General features: G+C 59.8%; 19 protein-coding genes. 10 read left to right on the forward strand and 9 right to left on the reverse strand.

The window, feature by feature from the left end:
• Positions 1 to 345: 345 nt before the first annotated feature.
• Positions 346 to 822, reverse strand: a complete 477-nt coding sequence (gene hisI, locus ACO08A_RS13995; protein ID WP_422041619.1) for a phosphoribosyl-AMP cyclohydrolase — start codon at positions 820 to 822, stop codon at positions 346 to 348.
• A complete protein-coding gene (gene folE / locus ACO08A_RS14000) occupies positions 822 to 1460 on the reverse strand; it encodes a GTP cyclohydrolase I FolE (protein ID WP_422041620.1) in 639 nt (212 codons plus the stop codon). The genes hisI and folE overlap by 1 nt, the downstream gene beginning before the upstream one ends.
• Before the next feature lie 322 nt (positions 1461 to 1782).
• Here folE and ACO08A_RS14005 point away from each other — a divergent pair, with 322 nt between their 5' ends.
• From ACO08A_RS14005 to ACO08A_RS14020, 4 genes are read left to right on the forward strand one after another with little or no spacing between them, the layout of a single operon-like run.
• Positions 1783 to 2205, forward strand: a complete 423-nt coding sequence (locus tag ACO08A_RS14005) for a nuclear transport factor 2 family protein (RefSeq protein WP_422041621.1) — start codon at positions 1783 to 1785, stop codon at positions 2203 to 2205.
• A gap of 41 nt (positions 2206 to 2246) precedes the next feature.
• Positions 2247 to 3443, forward strand: a complete 1197-nt coding sequence (locus ACO08A_RS14010; RefSeq protein WP_422041622.1) for a CobW family GTP-binding protein — start codon at positions 2247 to 2249, stop codon at positions 3441 to 3443.
• On the forward strand, positions 3440 to 4429 hold the full coding sequence (locus ACO08A_RS14015; RefSeq protein ID WP_422041623.1) for a CobW family GTP-binding protein: 990 nt from the start codon (positions 3440 to 3442) through the stop codon (positions 4427 to 4429). Before ACO08A_RS14010 ends, ACO08A_RS14015 begins: the two co-directional genes overlap by 4 nt.
• Positions 4426 to 4701: a nitrate reductase gene (locus ACO08A_RS14020; RefSeq protein ID WP_422041624.1), complete on the forward strand. Its 276-nt coding sequence runs from the start codon at positions 4426 to 4428 to the stop codon at positions 4699 to 4701. The genes ACO08A_RS14015 and ACO08A_RS14020 overlap by 4 nt, the downstream gene beginning before the upstream one ends.
• An 86-nt stretch (positions 4702 to 4787) precedes the next feature.
• Here the strand turns inward: ACO08A_RS14020 and ACO08A_RS14025 are convergent, their stop codons facing one another.
• Positions 4788 to 5951: an S-(hydroxymethyl)glutathione dehydrogenase/class III alcohol dehydrogenase gene (locus tag ACO08A_RS14025; RefSeq protein ID WP_422041625.1), complete on the reverse strand. Its 1164-nt coding sequence runs from the start codon at positions 5949 to 5951 to the stop codon at positions 4788 to 4790.
• Between the two features lie 503 nt (positions 5952 to 6454).
• Between ACO08A_RS14025 and ACO08A_RS14030 the strand changes: the two genes are divergently transcribed.
• Complete coding sequence (locus tag ACO08A_RS14030; protein ID WP_422041626.1) at positions 6455 to 6739, forward strand: hypothetical protein; 285 nt, start codon at positions 6455 to 6457, stop codon at positions 6737 to 6739.
• A 67-nt stretch (positions 6740 to 6806) separates the two neighbouring features.
• On the opposite strand, the gene ACO08A_RS14035 is transcribed toward ACO08A_RS14030, so the two are convergent.
• The gene (locus ACO08A_RS14035; RefSeq protein ID WP_422041627.1) at positions 6807 to 7412 is read right to left on the reverse strand and encodes a TetR/AcrR family transcriptional regulator; all 606 of its coding nucleotides are present in this window, start codon (positions 7410 to 7412) and stop codon (positions 6807 to 6809) included.
• A 114-nt stretch (positions 7413 to 7526) separates the two neighbouring features.
• On the opposite strand from ACO08A_RS14035, the gene ACO08A_RS14040 reads away from it, so the two are divergent.
• Positions 7527 to 8468, forward strand: coding sequence for an SDR family oxidoreductase (locus ACO08A_RS14040; RefSeq protein ID WP_422041628.1), 942 nt, complete (start codon positions 7527 to 7529; stop codon positions 8466 to 8468).
• An 89-nt stretch (positions 8469 to 8557) separates the two neighbouring features.
• On the opposite strand, the gene ACO08A_RS14045 is transcribed toward ACO08A_RS14040, so the two are convergent.
• The 3 genes from ACO08A_RS14045 to ACO08A_RS14055 all read right to left on the reverse strand — a co-directional run bounded on the left by ACO08A_RS14045 (position 8558) and on the right by ACO08A_RS14055 (position 10600).
• Positions 8558 to 9310 carry an SDR family NAD(P)-dependent oxidoreductase gene (locus tag ACO08A_RS14045; RefSeq protein WP_422041629.1) on the reverse strand — a complete coding sequence of 251 codons (753 nt, stop codon included), beginning with the start codon at positions 9308 to 9310 and terminating at the stop codon, positions 8558 to 8560.
• A gap of 236 nt (positions 9311 to 9546) precedes the next feature.
• Complete coding sequence (locus tag ACO08A_RS14050; protein WP_422041630.1) at positions 9547 to 9960, reverse strand: hypothetical protein; 414 nt, start codon at positions 9958 to 9960, stop codon at positions 9547 to 9549.
• Positions 9961 to 10120: 160 nt separating this feature from the next.
• The gene (locus tag ACO08A_RS14055) at positions 10121 to 10600 is read right to left on the reverse strand and encodes a phospholipase (RefSeq protein WP_422041631.1); all 480 of its coding nucleotides are present in this window, start codon (positions 10598 to 10600) and stop codon (positions 10121 to 10123) included.
• Between the two features lie 81 nt (positions 10601 to 10681).
• Here ACO08A_RS14055 and ACO08A_RS14060 point away from each other — a divergent pair, with 81 nt between their 5' ends.
• Positions 10682 to 11584: a LysR family transcriptional regulator gene (locus tag ACO08A_RS14060; protein ID WP_422041632.1), complete on the forward strand. Its 903-nt coding sequence runs from the start codon at positions 10682 to 10684 to the stop codon at positions 11582 to 11584.
• Here the strand turns inward: ACO08A_RS14060 and ACO08A_RS14065 are convergent.
• Positions 11581 to 12348: a GGDEF domain-containing protein gene (locus ACO08A_RS14065; protein WP_422041633.1), complete on the reverse strand. Its 768-nt coding sequence runs from the start codon at positions 12346 to 12348 to the stop codon at positions 11581 to 11583. The genes ACO08A_RS14060 and ACO08A_RS14065 overlap by 4 nt on opposite strands.
• A 323-nt stretch (positions 12349 to 12671) precedes the next feature.
• Between ACO08A_RS14065 and ACO08A_RS14070 the strand changes: the two genes are divergently transcribed.
• Genes ACO08A_RS14070 through ACO08A_RS14080 form a run of 3 tightly spaced genes read left to right on the forward strand, consistent with a single transcriptional unit; the run spans position 12672 to position 15558 of the window.
• Positions 12672 to 13343, forward strand: a complete 672-nt coding sequence (locus tag ACO08A_RS14070) for a hypothetical protein (RefSeq protein WP_422041634.1) — start codon at positions 12672 to 12674, stop codon at positions 13341 to 13343.
• 48 nt (positions 13344 to 13391) lie between these two features.
• Positions 13392 to 14327: an aldo/keto reductase family protein gene (locus ACO08A_RS14075; RefSeq protein ID WP_422041635.1), complete on the forward strand. Its 936-nt coding sequence runs from the start codon at positions 13392 to 13394 to the stop codon at positions 14325 to 14327.
• Between the two features lie 43 nt (positions 14328 to 14370).
• Positions 14371 to 15558 (forward strand): GNAT family N-acetyltransferase, encoded by a 1188-nt coding sequence (locus tag ACO08A_RS14080; protein ID WP_422041636.1) that lies wholly within the window; start codon positions 14371 to 14373, stop codon positions 15556 to 15558.
• Between the two features lie 12 nt (positions 15559 to 15570).
• Here ACO08A_RS14080 and ACO08A_RS14085 read toward each other — a convergent pair whose 3' ends face one another.
• The gene (locus ACO08A_RS14085) at positions 15571 to 16641 is read right to left on the reverse strand and encodes a hypothetical protein (protein WP_422041637.1); all 1071 of its coding nucleotides are present in this window, start codon (positions 16639 to 16641) and stop codon (positions 15571 to 15573) included.
• Between the last annotated feature and the right edge of the window lie 49 nt (positions 16642 to 16690).

Genomic DNA, 16690 nt, shown 5'->3' on the forward strand with positions numbered 1-16690 from the left:
CCTCCATGAGGCGAGAGTATACCAACCGCCACGATTTAGAACCTGCCTTATCGGATTACCGGTCCCGGTGGCTGCGCACCGGTTGGTTCGGACGCGCTTGGCCATGACCCGGACCATGTCCACGGACCCGGTTGCGGACATGAAGCCGTGCCGCATGGGGACCACGTGTGCTATCTCGTGAATGGCCGTCTGCACCACCCCCATGATGGTCATTGCGACGATCACGGACCGGTCGAGATCGTCTGAAACCCTGCTCTCGAGCTGCGGAGGCCGGTTTTCAGTGAGGCGGCAGGGATAAGGACACACGTTTGTTGAACGCGTGTCCGTATCCCGCTGGTGCAGTCGTCACAATTGGGTCGGGTTCGGTGCGTCGCCGTAGACCTCGACCGGGTCAAAGGCCTTCTCGGTTTCGGTAAAGCTGAGCTCGATCCGGCCAACCTTCTCACCGGTCGGGACAGCGCGATAAAAGCAGGAGCGGTAGCCGACATGGCAACTTGCGCCGCCATCGATGGCAACCCGCAGCCAGACCGCGTCCTGATCGTCATCGATCCGCATCTCCACCACTTTCTGGATGAGCCCGCTGGTCGCGCCCTTGTGCCAAAGGCACTTGCGGCTCCGGCTCCAGTAATGTGCCTCGCCGGTCTCGATCGTCCGCAGCAAGGCCTCCTCGTTCATCACGCCCATCATGAGGACGTCCCCGGTGCCCGCGTCCGTCGTCACCACCGGAAGGAGGCCATTTGCGTCAAATTTCGGCGCAAGGAGAGTGCCTTCTTCAACCTGTTCTACCGTTCTGCGGGGGGCGAAGGGAGTAGGGGCCGACATTATCCAAGTCCTCCGTTCGAGACCGCGATGGACGACAGGAAATCTCTTCGGAGTTCCGGATCGGTCTGAAACTCGCCGAGAAGTTTCCGCGTCAGCATGGAGACACCCGGTTTCCGGACGCCCCTTGTGGTCATGCACATGTGGGCAGCCTCGACAACGACCGCGACGCCACGCGGCTGCAGCACCTCGTGGATCGTGTCCGCGACCTGGGACGTCAGGGTTTCCTGGATCTGCAGACGTTTGGCGTAGACCTCCACAACCCGCGCCAGCTTGCTGATGCCGACGACCCGGTCTGCGGGAAGGTAGGCGACGTGCACCTTGCCGATGATCGGAACGATGTGATGTTCGCAATGTGATTCCAGCCGCATGTTCCGAAGTACGATCAGATCGTCATAGTCATTGGTCTCTTCGAATGTGCGGGCAAGCAGCTCTGCCGGATCAACCCTGTATCCTTCGAAGAACTCTTCGTAAGCGCGCACGACGCGGGCCGGTGTTTCGATCAGTCCCTCGCGATCAGGGTCATCGCCGCTCCATTCCAGAAGAACACGAACGGCCGCTTCAGCGTCCTCGCGTGACGGGCGTAGTCCGTGTTCCTTGCGATACTCTGCCATGGCCGCAACACTCGCAGCATAAGTCATTGTTTTCGAAACCTCTGTGGTTGATCTAAAAACGGTAAGTCAAGGTTGCCGCCAGAGCTCCGGCCAGTGCGTTTGCGACCCATTCGAACACGTCAGCCCGATCTGCCCGGCAAGTTCCCGCTCCATGTGGTGACGGCTGTCCATTCGATCTGAAAAACAAATCTCAGGCGTCCTTGATTTGGACATGATACGATATAACATAACAAATCAAGATGGAAATGAGGCTGGCGCGCGATTGGCGCCAATCGCAATACCGGGAGAACGTTGAGCAGCCGGCTTGAGCCTTGTCGAGCCGAGCAGCAATCGTGATCAGGGGTGGAACTTGGAACACAGTCTTGCGAATAATGTGGACGGGGACGACATGTGGCTGATCGACGGCGCGCGTACGACGTTGACCCGTTGGACAGAGGCCGTCACGGCAGGACAGATTGATGCGATCCTGCCACTCTATGCGCCTGACGCGATCCTTGTGCCCACCTTGTCAAACGAGATCGTTGTTACGGAGCATGGCCGCCGCAAATATTTCGAATTCTTCCTGTCCGACGGCGGCCCGGATTGCGTGGTGGATCGTCTCGTCAGCCGCACAGATCGAAAGCTTGGAACGGCCACGATCGCAGGCATCTATTCGTTTCGTTTCCACCGATCGTCGGGCGAGGAAATCGTGCCGGCCCGGTTTCTGTTCACCTTTGAGGAAGTGAATACGCGCTGGCTGATCACCGGACATCATTCTTCGCGTTGCGTCTGATGCCCTTGAACGAACAGCAATCACCATCCGGACTTTCAAGAGTGAGCCAATCAGACGTCATGGACCTGGCCGACCGCATACCCGTCTTCCTGCTGAGTGGCTTTCTGGGCGCTGGAAAGTCGACGCTCTTGAATGCATTCCTGAACGATCCCGGCGTTCAGGACACGGCAGTGATCATCAACGAATTCGGCGATGTGCCCGTCGATCACCTGCTCGTTCGCCGCGGCGAAACGACGGTGAGCCAGGTTTCCACCGGATGCCTGTGCTGCTCCGACACGACCGATATCAAAAGGACGCTCGACGACCTCCGGAGCGCCGCACAGGACGGCCTGACCGGAAAGTTCACGCGCGTGATCGTCGAGATGAGCGGACTTGGTGATCCGGCGCCGCTGGTCAATGCGCTGGCCGTGGACGAGGCCGGCGCGGATCACCAGCCTTCCAGCGGTGAAGGTCCGGTTTTCTACCTCGCAGGCGTGGTGACCCTGTTCGATGCGATTGCGGGCGCAAGCTCCATCGACAACCATTTCGAGGCAATGAAACAGATTGCCTTCGCGGATCGCATCGTTCTGACAAAAACGGACGTTGAACGGAGCGCGGACACCATGCGGGACGTCAATCGGTTGTCAGATGAGCTGCGGAACCTCAACTCAAGCGCCGACATTTTCGATCGACACGCGGTCGATTTCGCATCCTTGTTTTCACCGCAGCCTTACACGGTTGTCGATCGCGGAGAAGATGTTGCCGGCTGGCTGGCACTCGAAAACGCGCTGGCGCTGGAAAGCGGTCACGCATCCCAATCGGCCGGCAGCGGCGGGCCGCTCAGGCATGCTGCCGGTATTCGTACGTTCAGCATCGTGCATGACAGGCCGTTGTCTGAAGAGCGGTTCCACCGGTTCGTGGATCTTCTGCAAAACTCCGCAGGGCAACGTCTGCTGCGGGTCAAGGGGATTGTCGCGACGGACGAGCGCCCCAACGAACCGTTGATCGTGCATGCGGTGCAACACCGTGTTTCCGATCCCGTCCGGCTTTCCGCCTGGCCTGACGACGACCGGCGGACGCGGCTGGTATTCATCACAAACGATGTCGATCCCGAACCGGTGCGCGCACTGTTTACTGCCATGATCAACGCCGCGCCGTTTTCACTCAAAGGGACACTCAGAACCGCGGGAGAGGCTCTCGCCGGGTCAGTCTTCCGCCAGCTATCAAACCTCACCCGATCGTCTCGGAGGTCACAATGAATGATTTACACAGGACACCGGTCACCGTGCTTACCGGTTATCTAGGCGCTGGAAAAACCACGCTGCTCAACCGCATTCTGTCGGAAAACCACGGCAAGCGATACGCAGTCATTGTCAATGAATTCGGAGATGTCGGGATCGACAATGATCTCGTCGTGGACGCCGACGAAGAAGTCTTCGAAATGAACAACGGGTGCATCTGCTGCACGGTGCGCGGCGATCTCATCCGGATCATCGAGGGATTGATGAAACGGAGACATCATTTCGATGCGATCCTGATCGAAACGACGGGTCTTGCCGATCCGGCTCCGGTCGCCCAGACCTTTTTCGTTGATGAAGACGTGCAGGCGAAGACCAAACTCGACGCAATCGTGACCGTTGTCGATGCCAAGCACCTGCTTGAAGAGATCGACAAGGCGCATGAAGCCCAGGAGCAGCTGGCCTTTGCAGACATCGTTCTGTTGAACAAGGTCGACCTTGTCAGTGAACCGGAATGCGCCGAGGTCGAAAAGCGCATACGGCGGATCAACCCGACAGCCGTGATCCACCACAGCGAACGCTGCCGGATCGATCTTGAGAACATTCTCGGCTGCAACGCGTTCGACCTGGACCGCGTGCTTGAGATCGAACCGGAGTTCCTGGAACACTTCCATGACCACGATCATGATGACCATGTCACGAGTTTCTCGCTCTTGAGCGATGCACCACTCGATCCGCAAAAATTCTTTCCCTGGATGCAGATGATCGCGCAGGACTATGGTCCGGACATGTTACGGATGAAAGGGATCATCGCGTTTGCGGACGATGACGACCGTTTTGTCATGCAAGGTGTCCACATGCTGCTGGAAGGCGACCACCAGCGGCCCTGGAAACCGAACGAGCAGCGGATGACCCGTGTTGTCTTTATCGGGCGCGACCTGCCACGCGACACGTTCGAAGCCGGTTTCAGGAACTGCGTCTATCAGGAGGGCGTTGCTGCGGAATGACCAAGTTCACCAATCCGCTCGCGCCAAGGTTCGGCAGACTGAAGGCCAAGTCTTCGCAGATAAAGGCCTGGACCCGGGATTTGATGAATCTGCCCGAGGATACCCCGGTGACCGTTGCCGAACTGGCCTGCCGGGACGAGGGCTGCCCGGACATCGAAACGGTGATCGGCGTGCTTGAGCCAGAGAAATCCATCGTGACGCTGCGGGTCCACGCGGCCATGGTCGACGTGACCCGGGCAAGTGTCGCGGAAGCCGCGGGCGTGACGCCGTAGGTTGGCAGACCCGGGCAGCGGGCGGTGACAGGCACCAGGCTCGCTGCCCCTGGATAGCTCCGATCGTCGGACGCAATTGGCCGGCGTCACCCGGTGACGATTTTTCCCGGAAGCGAATTGACCGTAAGGGTCTCGCTTGGGCGGAAGTGAATGACCGAGCGGATCGACTCGCCTGCTTTCAGAAGATCGAACGCGGTGTTGATCTGCTCATGGTTCATGTGGTGCGTGATGTAGGGATCGACGCTGAAATCACCACGCAGCCATTCATCGACCATTCCCGGCAGCTGGCTGCGGCCCAGGACGCCGCCGAACGCAGTTCCGCGCCAGACCCGTCCGGTGACGAGCTGGAACGGCCGCGTTGCGATTTCCTGCCCGGCGCCGGCGACACCGATCACCGTGCATTCACCCCAGCCCTTGTGGCAGGCCTCGAGTGCCGAGCGCATCAGGTCCACGTTGCCAACCGCTTCGAACGTGTAGTCCAGTCCGCCATTGGTCATCTCGACAAGAACGTCCTGAATGGGGCCGTCAAAGTCTTTCGGGTTGATGCATTCCGTGGCACCGAGCGCCTTGGCGAGGGGGAATTTCGCGGTGTTGATGTCGATCCCGATGATCCGGGAAGCACCCTGCAGAACCGCGCCCTGGATCACCGCCATGCCAACCGCGCCGAGACCGAACACGCCGACCGTCGCCCCGGCCTCGACCTTTGCGGTGTTGCGCACGGCGCCGATGCCGGTCGGAACCGCACACCCCATGACCGAGGCCTTGGAGAGCGGCGCTTCCCTGCTGATCTTGGCTACGGAGATTTCGGGCAACACGGTGTATTCGCTGAACGTGCTTGTGCCCATGTAATGCAGGATCTGCTTGCCCTTGTAGGAAAAGCGTGAAGTGCCGTCAGGCATGAGACCGGCACCCTGGGTCTTGCGGATGGTCTGGCAGAGATTGGTCTTGCCGGACTTGATATACGGGCAGTCGGGATCTTCCGGGATATAGAGCGGGATGACATGGTCTCCCGGAGCAACAGAAGTAACACCTTTGCCGACTTCCTCGACGATACCGCAGCCCTCATGGCCGAGTATGCAGGGAAACAGGCCTTCCGGGTCTTCTCCGGACAGAGTGAAGACATCTGTGTGACAAAGGCTCGTGGTGACGATCCGGACGAGGACTTCGCCCTCTTTCGGGCCTTCCAGATCAACCTCCTCTATCTCGAGGGGCTGGTTCGGTGCCCATGCGATGGCGGCACGTGTTTTCATTCAGGTCTCCCATTTGTCATTGCGTCGAACTCATTTCCTGTGCGGTTTCCAGGTGTTGCCTGAAGCCCGAGAACTGATTCCAATTGCGTCGTCGCGCTTCGCGTCCCTCAAGAGTTCAGGGATACGGAAATCCAATAATTAGTAACTGTATAACATAACGTTTCAAGCAAGCGAAAAGTATGCGTTTTGAACCTTTTCGCCGGTCTCCGGATGCGGCGTTCGCTGTCGCGGATAAACCACAACGCATTGCGTCCTGCATCTTCAAGGGTTCGGCCAAAGACAGCGTGACTGCCCGAGTGCCTTGACCGGAATGCGCCTAGGTCGGCAAAAGTATCAAGCACGGAGTGATTGCCGATATTTATAGCGTTGCCCTGAAGTAGAAAATATTGATGAATTACAGGCCAGTCTTGCCTCAAGTGTTGTTTCTTGTCCGAATGTTTCTTGTGAAATTTCCCCTACGTCATATTGTTGTCTGATCAAGAACAAACAAAGGAGGAAGCACCATGGCCGTCTACCGGATTACGGAATTCACATCGCCGGACATGTCTGCAGCGATGGTCGCCGCGGAAGACCTGCGGGCCGACCTGGCCGAGGCCGGGGCGATCTTCATCGACATCGTGGATCTTGGTGACGGGACCGGTCTTGTCGTTGCGAAATACGGGGATGCGGCCGCCATGGACGCGTCCGCAGGGCTTGCGAAAGCGTCCTTCGGCAAGATGGTGCAGGCCGGTGTGATCAACGGCGCTTCGATCAAGCCCAGATCAGGTTCGGTCGCGATCTCCTACTAGGCTCAGGACCCATTCATTTGGATGAATTGGGCCGGGATCGGTGTTCGGTATTTGACGGACCGGCCGTCTACGCGGCAGCCGGTCCGCTGTGTGCACCGTAGTGCGACAGGAACATCGCGACGCAGTCTTTCATGATACCGTCCGTTTCCGGATTTTCGCCCATCAGGAATTCCGGCCAGAAGAAGAAGTTCTTCACCAGGGCAAGAAGCTGGCTGGCGGCGAAAGCCGGATCGGCCTTTCTCAGCGCACCTGCTTCCATCGCATCTTCGATCAGCTTGGTGACCGGATAATCATGCGCGGCTGCCTCCGCCAGGAACGCGCGCGACCGGTCGAGGTCGCGCAGGAACTCTGAAATGATCATGCGGTTCACCCCGATCGCCTCCTTGTCCGTGATCACGGCCACATAGCGCTCGAGCGCCTCTGTCAGCTGGTCGGCCAACGGGCGGTCCGGATCGTAGTCGACCGGTGCCATGGCGCAGTTGCGGGCAAGCATGATGTTCGTGATCGCATCGAAAAGCTCTTCCTTGCTCTCGAAATGATTGTAGAGCGTGCGGCTCGAAACGCCGGCCCGTTTCGCGATCCGCGTCGTGTTCGCCCCGAGAAACCCCTGTTCACGAAACTCTTCGATCGCTGCTTCGATAATATTTTCTCTTTTCTTTTCAGTCAGTTTCACGATTTTTCATCACTTTCGCCAAGAAAAGTAAAATTTTTTGTTTACATTTTTTGATGCGCATCCTAAATGTAAACACACGATTTTACTTTTGCAACTTCAGACCAGGAGAAATTCATGTCTGGCAAGACCCCTTTCGGTCCGGAAGGCTGGACGCCCGCGCGCATCGGCGACCTGACGGGCAAGACCTATGTCATCACGGGCGCCAATGGAGGCGCCGGTTTCGAGGCGACGCGAATCCTGCTTTCCAAGGGTGCCCGTGTGGTGATGATGAACCGGAGCGCCGAGCGATCATCGGCCGCCATTGACACCCTGAAGCAGGAATTCGGGCCCGATGCCGGGGTGAGCTTCGTGCGCATGGATCTTGCCGCGCTGTCCAGTGTCCGTGAGGCAGCGGCCGGACTTCTGGAAGCCGAGCCCCGGATCGATGCCCTCATCTGCAATGCGGCGATCGCACAGGTTGCCACGCAGCAGCTCACCGTGGACGGTTTTGAAAGCCAGCTCGGCGTCAACCATTTCGGCCACTTTCTGCTGTGCGCCCTGCTCTTTGAGCGGATCGAGGCGTCTTCAGGCCGGATCGTCATGGTCGGCAGCAACGGCTACAAGATGGGCGACAACCGGATCCGGTTCGAAGACCTGAACTACGATCAGACCTATTCCGCTTGGAATGCCTACGCCCAGAGCAAGCTTGCACAGATGGTGTTTGGCTACGAATTGCAGCGCCGGGTGCAGGCGGCGGGCAAGAACGTGGAGGTCCATGTCTGTCATCCGGGCGCGTCGCGAACCGGTCTCATCCGGGACACGGCGGGAACCGTCACGCGGGTGCTGGCGGTTCTTCTCTCACCCCTGGCGCAATCCGCCGAGCGCGGGTCCTGGCCCGAGGTCATGTGCGCCACCGAGGAGGGGCTGGAACCTGCGACCTATTATGGCCCGACCCGGTTCGAGATGGTCGGTCCCGTCGGCGCGTGCCCGCTGAAGCCGTTCGTCCTTGACCCGCAACAAGCCAGGGACCTTTGGGCGCTGTCGGAAACCAAGACCGGTGTTCAGCTGACCGTCTAGACGACTGTCCGGCCGATCCGGTCCGGTCCGCGGGCGGGCGGCCGGTTCACATTGCTGCCCCCCTGTGACCTGCCTTGCCGGAGCGTGTTTCAGATCGAGCCGGCCTCGACCATGTAGTTGTTGGCCGAGCACATGGCGGCATCGTCGGAGGCCAGAAACAGAACCATGCGCGCGACATAGACCGGATCGATGAGGTCGGGAAGGCATTGACGCCTGCGGTGCGCCTCAAGGGCCTCGGGTGTCGCCCAGAGCTCTTTCTGCCGCTCCGTCATGATCCAGCCGGGGACCACCGTGTTCACCCGGATGCGGTGGTCTCCGAGATCCCGCGCCATGGTGCGGGTCAGTCCGTGAACGGCGGCCTTGGCCGTCGTATAGGCCGGGAAGCCGCCTCCGGCCTCCCACCATGAATTCGATCCCATGTTGATGATCGAACCGCCGCCATTCGCGATCATGTCAGGCGCGACGGCCTGGATCGCGAAAAACATGTGGCGGATGTTGGTGGCCTGGCGCTCGTCCCAGTATTCGGGCGTTACGTCCTTCCAGTCATGGCGGTCGTCGCGGGCGGCGTTGTTGACCAGAACCTGGCAGGGGCCCGTGCGGCCGGTCAGTCTTGCAAGGGCAGCCCGCATTGCGGAGATGTCCCGGAGGTCGCAGATCTCGTAGTCGATGTTTTCCGCCGTGCCGGCGAGGGCGGCGCTTGCCGTCTCGTCGAGATCGAGAAACCCGACCCGCGCGCCCTGTCCGGCGAAGGCCTTGACCATTTCGGCCCCGATCCCCTGCGCCCCGCCCGAAACGATCACTCTCTTGTCTTTCAGGCTCGGGTATATGGCAAAATCGGGCATCGTGTTTCCTGTCCGGGTCTGCAAGTGGTCGGCTGGTTGCGACCAAAGACCACGATCAACACATGCCTTGCAAGTTCAACTGCCCGGAAACAACGACGATTTGATCTGTTCGAACGATATGCCGTCGCCAGGAGTGACGTCCGGGCCGTCACGGGCGGCCGGCCGGGTCATGATAACCGCGGCCGGTGTCTCGTCGTCAGCCTGACGTGCGGGATCGAAACATCCGGCCCCGCAGTCTATTGCATGACATAGGACACGCCGTTCTGGCCGTGCCTGTTGGTCCAGGTAAAGGACCGGGGGCCGGTTATGAAGATCTGGTGGCCGGACGGCGTGTTGTAGGTGTTCTGGCCGCTCCGGATGAAGACCGCCGTCTTTCCCTGTACATCACCACCGGCCACTCGGGTCATGTAGATCTGGTTGCCGCTGACCTGGACACGATCCATCATGGCACGCCCGTCCTTCCAATAGCCGAGATACATCCCGCTTTGGAGCGGCTGAAAGAATCCCTGCTGGGCATCCGCCCCCTGGGGCGCCAGAACGGCCCCGACGGCCAGGCCGCCAAGCAGGGCGAGAAACTGCCGCCTTTTCCGGCAAGGTTCCGCGTTGGAATTGTCATGCGTCCGGGAAGTCTGAATAGCCTGGTTCTGCATCGTTCGTCCTCAAGATGTCACGGGCTCGGGGATCAAGCCCGTTTTCCGTTGACCGGTATGAGGAAGAGATAAGCAGCTCCGTGCGATCGCCCCATGGGGTCATTCCCCCATTCGCCCCGGCGCGAAGGCAGCCCCGCGCGCACGGCAGGATCCGGACAAATCACATTGGCGGTTTGCCGGTCGCATGTTCGTAGGAGCGCGCGACGATCTTCTTCACGACCTCGAGCTCTTCGTCATCGCGGGGCGAAAAAACCATGATCAGGCCTGGCGGGTATCGCCCCATCGTGACCAGGAAGTGGTCTTCTCCCCAGCCTGCCTCGACGATGCTCCGTGCGTCTTCGGCCGCGAGCTTCACATGCATGCTGCCGCTGTCCGGATGCGGGTGGATATGGGCGAATTCGCGACCGACCATGAAGGCGTCCGGATTGCAGCTGCAGCCTTCGTGGAGGACCAGGGCACGCGCGCCCGGAACGGAGATGCCGCTGTGCTCATTGTTGACGCCGGGCAGGGCAAAACACCAGTCACGCAGCCTGGCGACGACCGCATCCGGCCCATGCTGGGTGAGTTGGGAATGTGGAATCCGGCGTGTCGTCTCCGGACGCGGCCCCTTTCGAACGGGCCAGGTGGCTTCGGTGTTCATGATCACCCCATTGCTTGTTCCCGCTTAATATGTCTGTCTGTTGACGCAAAGAAAATGGTCAAAAAAGCAAACGGAACTTGCATGAAAGCACAGAGATCACGTCTGGAGCAAAATCTCGAGTGGTCGGACATTCCATACATCCTGACCGTTTGCGAAGCCGGAAGCCTGGCTGGAGCGGCGCGGCTCCTGGGTGTCAACCATTCCACGGTCTTTCGCAGGGTCGAAAGCGTCGAGACGAAACTGGGTGTGCGTCTGTTCGAGCGCCGCCGCCGCGGCTATGTCATGACGCCCGCAGGTGAACTGTTTTATGAACGCGCCCTTGTGCTGTGCGAGGGCATGGACGGGATCGAGCGGGAACTGAGCGGCAAGGACCTGAGACTTGAAGGACCGCTGACGATTACCACGACGGATTCCCTGCTGCACTGCCTGGCGCCGGCCTTTGCGGCTTTCCAGGCCAGGCATCCGGACATCGAGCTTCGGCTCCTGTCGGACGTGCGCGCGCTCGATCTGATGCAACGCGATGCCGACATCGCCCTGCGGCCGACACCCGAACCTCCGGAGCACTGGGTCGGACGCAGACTGGCGCCACTTTCATTTGCGGCCTACGCACACCGTGACTATTGGCGGGAGGCCTGCGGCGCGCCTCCGGATAGCCTGAGATGGGTGATGCTCGGCGATGATCTTCAACCATCGCCGATGAGCAGGCTCGCATCCCGTTACCGGTCCGAAAAGGCAAAAGTGCTCATCGTCAACACCATGATGAGCGTGTTTGACATGGTGGGGACCGGTGCAGGCGTCGCGGTCATGCCCTGTTATCTGGGCGAAAGGCATCCCGAACTGATCCGCATTCACGAGCCCGATGCGAGCGCCGACTGGCACCTGTGGCTGCTCGCCCATCCGGACGTGCGCCGCAGTGCGCGCGTGAACGCATTTTACGAGTTTGCAGCGACGCGGATAACGGACAGCTTCGCAACTATCGCTTAGGAGGTTTTCGTTGCCGCCTGCGGCGTTTCATGTTCAGGATCCGTAGCGAGGCGCTCGGAACTTTCCGTGCCGGTTGCCTGCACCACCTTGTTGCGGCCGGATTTCTTGGCCTGGTACAATGCCCTGTCGGACGCTTCCAGGGCATCATCCAGCCGCGTTTGCGGGTCAAGGGCGCTCAACCCGATGGAAATCGTGCAGTGAATGCGTTTGTCTTCAAAGACGGTCACATGCGCGGCCACCGCCGACCGGATCGCTTCTGCACAGCCGCGCGCTGCCTCAGCGGGTTTCGCGGGATGAAAGACCACGAATTCCTCGCCGCCGAACCTGGCCGCAATCCCGTCAGGGCCCGCCTGCTTTTGCAGAATGTCGGCGATCTGGCGCAGGACGGCGTCACCGGCCCGGTGTCCGCATGTATCGTTGATCGTCTTGAAGTGATCGAGGTCGCAGATCAGGATCGATCCCGTGTGCCGGGAGATTTCGAAACGGTCGAAGAAGGACGCCCGGTTCAGCAACCCGGTCATCGGATCGAATTGCACGAGGTACTCGAGACGCTGGTTGAGGGCATTCAGCCTGAGCATCATGTTCGCGACGACGTAGGAAACGCTCGGCGCAACCACCAGCGGAACGATCGTTGCCGGGACGAGAGCCTCCTTCGTGAGACCGAGGGGTGACAGCAGATATGTGAACAGCAACGACAGAAAGAGCGAAGCAATCGAGACGAGTACAACAAGTCTCCATGCTTCAAATCTCGACGTTACTTTCATGACTGAAACCCTTCGGCCCCCCTTCCGATACCAGCATAGATCCGATGCGTTGTGCGATTGTTAAGTCTGACAGGGTGCTGGTGCGGCCGCCGACGCGGAGAGACGTTCCGGACACTGACGGGCGTGAGCGACGGAGACCGTTTTGCTATGTTTGCGCAGAATGTATCAGTATAAATGGCAGTTTTTATTTCGCCCTTGCGCCAAAAATTTTTTGAAATCTCAATTGACTCAACATTGTAACGTATAGTCAAGTTAAAATACATGAATTCAATCTAATCTTAAAATATTCACTCCATTCTTGTTCAAAAATGGAGGTGAAGAACTTGTCCAGCTCAAACATACCCCTTTCCGGAGTTCGCCTGTGCGAAGCGGCGCTCCCGGAGACCTTGTTCCGGAAATTCGATGATGCCGTCCGGTCCGCCTTCAGGGAGAAGCAGCGTGGCAAGTCGAGCTATTCGACGACCTTCTGGTATCCGCGCGGCGCTGCGCCGGCGAATGTCGCGGAAGAGGCGATATCCGTTCTGATGCAAAAGGTTTCCCTTCCGCAGGACTGTATCGGAATGGAATGGTGGCTGGGACGTCTCGGTTATCGCAAGAAACTGAATTTTCACTTCGACCGCGACCTGGTGCTCAGCCGGGAAACGGGCGAGAGCATCTTTCCGCTGCTCGGAAGCGTCTTCTACCTGAACGACTTTCCCTCAAGCCCGACGGTGCTGACCGATCAGGTGCCGGGTCCGGACGGCAGGTCAAAAGTCCCTGCCGAACCAAACCTGACGCTTGCCGTCGCCGCGATCCGGAACAATTACGTGATCTTTCCGGGGAACCTCTATCACGGTGTGCTGCCGGACAGTTCGATCCCGCACGCGGGTGCCGATCCGGGCGAGGAGCCGGAAGAGAAACGGCTGACGCTGCTGATCAATTACTGGCACCGCCGGCCGTCGGCACCGATTTGCAATGACTATGACGGTTCCGTCTATCCTTCGCTCGCGGCATGAGAACCGACAGGAAAGAGCAACCGGTCGTACAGGTGTCCGGAGACTGACATGCAGTATCGTCAGCTGGGCACCAGCTCGCTTCAGGTTTCGGAAATCTCGCTCGGCTCATGGCGCACGTTCGGCACGGCAGTGGACGCCGGGACCGCGGCACAATGCGTGCGCACCGCGTTCGACTGCGGCATCAATTTCTTCGACACGGCGAACATGTACGGCAAGGGCGCGGCGGAACACCTGCTTGGCAGTCTGCTAGGTGCCTATCGGCGGGACGACTACGTGCTTGCGACAAAGCTCTACTACCCGATGTCCGACACTGACCGGGGGCTGTCCCGCGCCCAGGTGTTCAAGCAGATCGACGCGTCTCTCCGCCGGTTGGGGGTCGATCATGTCGATCTCTATCAATGTCATCGCTACGACGTGGAAACGCCTCTGGAGGAAACGATGGAGGCGCTTACGGACATCGTTCGCTCGGGCAAGGCGCGCTACGTCGGTTTCAGCGAATGGCCCGCCTCCGAGATCAAACGCGCGCGTGCGATCGACGGCGCGGTTGCCTTCGTTTCAAGCCAGCCCCGCTATTCCATGCTCTACCGCAAGAACGAAAGGCGGATATTTCCGCTCTGCCGGGAACTGGGTATCGGACAGATCGTGTGGTCGCCGCTCGCACAGGGCATCCTGACCGGGAAATACAAACCCCACGAAGCGCCTCCGCCCGGATCGCGGGGCGAGCGAAAAGGTCTGGGCCGATTTTTCAAACCGGACGTCCTCAAGGCCGTCGGAAAGCTGCAGGAGATCGCCGCCGATTTGTCGCTGACGCTGCCGCAGCTTGCCCTGGCCTGGGTACTCAGGGGTGACCTTGTCAGCTCCGCGATCATCGGTGCAAGCCGTCCGGACCAGATCGTGATGAACTGCGGCGCTTCGGGTGTCGAGCTCGAAGCAAAGGTGCTTCAGCGGATCGACGCGGCGCTGGATCGGGTCATGCGGCGATGAGCGGCCCAAACGCGAAGGACACAGACAGGGGAGCGGATATGCCATGACGGTCGAAATCATCCAGGATCCGGACGGCTTCGCGGCATTGCGCGATGACTGGGAGCGTGTTCACCGACTTGATCCGGACGCGGGGTACTTCCTGTCCTGGCGCTGGCTCGATCAGGTGTTCCGGTCCGATCCCGGCCGCTGGAAAGTCCTGGCCGTCAGGGGAAGGGGGCCGGGAAAGGGATATGACTGTTTTCTGCCCCTGAGCCACCACACGCATTGGAGCGAGAGCGGTCAGCGTTTCAAAACGGAGATGAAACCGGCAGGAAAGCTGGCATGGGCGCAATATACCGGGTTTGTCTGCGATCCGGCCCGCGAGGTGGAGGCGCTTGCGGAGATTGCCGCGTATCTGGCTGGCGCACCCTGGGCACGGATCAGCTTCAAGCACGATGGCTGCCGGCGGAGGCTGGACCTTCTCCTGGATGCGTTCTCCGATCCGCAATCCTACCGGATCAATTCACGCCCGATGCTTATCAACAATGGTACGGTCGACAACCTCATTTGTCCGCGGCTAAGCCTGCCGGGCGATTTCGATCTTTATGCCCAGTCGCGGCTCAGTTCGAAGACACGGCAAAAGCTGCGGCGGTTCTGGCGCCGGTATGAGCGAAGCGATGCCCTCCGTATCACGGACAGCACGCCCGATCGCTTTTTGTCCGATCTGGACGCGCTTCTCGGCATGTGGCTGGTGCGCTGGGCTCCGGCGCGCGGAGAAAAGTCGGCGCTCCGGGCCGCGGCAAAATACCGGGAATTCCTGGACTTGAGCCACCGGATTGATGCGATCCGGCTCAGTACGCTTTGGCACGGTGACAAACGTCTTGGCGCGATGTGCAGCATTGTCGACCATGACGCGAAATATCTGTATTTCATCGTTTCCGGCCGGGACGAAACGGCGCGTGAACCGAATATCGGCCTGTTGCTTCACACGCACACCATCAAGTGGGCGATCGCCAATGGCGTGAAGACCTACGATTTCTGCCACGGCAACGAAGCTTACAAAATCAGCTACGGCGCCGTCGAACACACTCTGTCGAATGTTGAAATCGTCCGCCGCAGTTCGTGTGACGTGGCACAGCTGAACCCGGATCATCTGGGGGATGCGATGCGGCAGACCATCGAGATGATCGAGAGCGAGCGGACCGATGCGGCTGCCAGCGCCTGCCGACAGCTGCTGCCGCTGATTGCGTGAGGCCTGCCGGGCTCAGACGGCCTTCCGCTGGTGAACAGCGCCGAGATCGGGAAGTTCGAGATCAAGTTTTTCCATCAGGTTTTCGCACCAGGGCGCCAGCGTGTGCAGAGCTGTGACCTGGAGTGACCAGCGGCGTGCGCGGTCGCACATCAGCCCGACTTCCGTCGGCGTTACACCAATCTTGTCATTGTGCAGGCATTTGTCCCGGCACCACCATTTACCGTCCCGATAGCGATAGCGGATCGCGCGGTGCATCCGTGCGAGCATGTGGAAGACGCCGAAAGCCATCAGGTAGTCAAAGGCTTCCGTTTCGGACCGGTTGCGGGCGAACCTGGAAAGATGCCTTTCGATGAGGCGGGTTTCGGTGTCCGGGTCGATTGCGGTCCATTCGTCCGACAGCACGAAGGCCAGGTCATCCAGCGCATGCCGCCGGCCGCAGCCTTCCCAGTCGAACCAGACGGTTCGGTCGCCGCAGACAAGGGCGTTTCCGGGCCGGGCGTCCGCCTTGACGAAATCGCGCGGATCGAGCCTGAAGAGTTTTTCAAGCCGGCCGTAGTCGAGCAATGGCGGCGCGATGCCGACAATCTCGGAAATCTTTCCGGCGCGCATCAGATTGCCGTCCGACCAGTCCCGGTCGGGTCCGACCCGCGGCACCCTGTGGTGCAGGTTCTGCGTATGCGCGTAATCCTGCAGATCTGCCAGTGCCGACAGGGACTGGTCCAGAATTTCCTCCCGTTCGCGGATGTCTGCAAGGCCATCGAGAAAGACCGGTAGCCGGATGCCGTCCACCAATTCCTGCACGACCCATTCGTCGACCACCTTGACCACGCGCGGGACCAGGCCGGTCGGAGACAGGACCTTCATGACGATGCCTTCGATCACGGCGTCGCCCGGGGTGTCACGCTTGGCGAGAACGAACCGCTCATCGCCGATTTCTGCCATGAATGCGGACCTTGACCGCCCGCCGGGAAAGGCGACCCGTTTCGGAATGCGTCCGAACGCCCGCTTGCAAAGGGCCTCGATTTCCTCGCGCCGTGCCGTTTTCAGAAAAGTACTCGCGTCCGAAGACTTGCTTTTGGCCATTGGTATGATTCCGTAAAAAGTGCCAATGTCGTTTTTGTCAGTATTTCTT

This window comes from Roseibium sp. (assembly GCF_965232425.1).
GTDB lineage: Bacteria > Pseudomonadota > Alphaproteobacteria > Rhizobiales > Stappiaceae > Roseibium.

Coding starts and splice junctions, on each gene's coding strand:
- hisI (WP_422041619.1), bottom strand. CDS start 822: ATGTCGGCCCCTACTCCCTTCGCCCCCCGCAGAACGGTAGAACAGGTT.
- folE (WP_422041620.1), bottom strand. CDS start 1,460: ATGACTTATGCTGCGAGTGTTGCGGCCATGGCAGAGTATCGCAAGGAA.
- ACO08A_RS14015 (WP_422041623.1), top strand. CDS start 3,440: ATGAATGATTTACACAGGACACCGGTCACCGTGCTTACCGGTTATCTA.
- ACO08A_RS14020 (WP_422041624.1), top strand. CDS start 4,426: ATGACCAAGTTCACCAATCCGCTCGCGCCAAGGTTCGGCAGACTGAAG.
- ACO08A_RS14025 (WP_422041625.1), bottom strand. CDS start 5,951: ATGAAAACACGTGCCGCCATCGCATGGGCACCGAACCAGCCCCTCGAG.
- ACO08A_RS14030 (WP_422041626.1), top strand. CDS start 6,455: ATGGCCGTCTACCGGATTACGGAATTCACATCGCCGGACATGTCTGCA.
- ACO08A_RS14040 (WP_422041628.1), top strand. CDS start 7,527: ATGTCTGGCAAGACCCCTTTCGGTCCGGAAGGCTGGACGCCCGCGCGC.
- ACO08A_RS14045 (WP_422041629.1), bottom strand. CDS start 9,310: ATGCCCGATTTTGCCATATACCCGAGCCTGAAAGACAAGAGAGTGATC.
- ACO08A_RS14050 (WP_422041630.1), bottom strand. CDS start 9,960: ATGCAGAACCAGGCTATTCAGACTTCCCGGACGCATGACAATTCCAAC.
- ACO08A_RS14055 (WP_422041631.1), bottom strand. CDS start 10,600: ATGAACACCGAAGCCACCTGGCCCGTTCGAAAGGGGCCGCGTCCGGAG.
- ACO08A_RS14060 (WP_422041632.1), top strand. CDS start 10,682: ATGAAAGCACAGAGATCACGTCTGGAGCAAAATCTCGAGTGGTCGGAC.
- ACO08A_RS14065 (WP_422041633.1), bottom strand. CDS start 12,348: ATGAAAGTAACGTCGAGATTTGAAGCATGGAGACTTGTTGTACTCGTC.
- ACO08A_RS14075 (WP_422041635.1), top strand. CDS start 13,392: ATGCAGTATCGTCAGCTGGGCACCAGCTCGCTTCAGGTTTCGGAAATC.
- ACO08A_RS14080 (WP_422041636.1), top strand. CDS start 14,371: ATGACGGTCGAAATCATCCAGGATCCGGACGGCTTCGCGGCATTGCGC.
- ACO08A_RS14085 (WP_422041637.1), bottom strand. CDS start 16,641: ATGGCCAAAAGCAAGTCTTCGGACGCGAGTACTTTTCTGAAAACGGCA.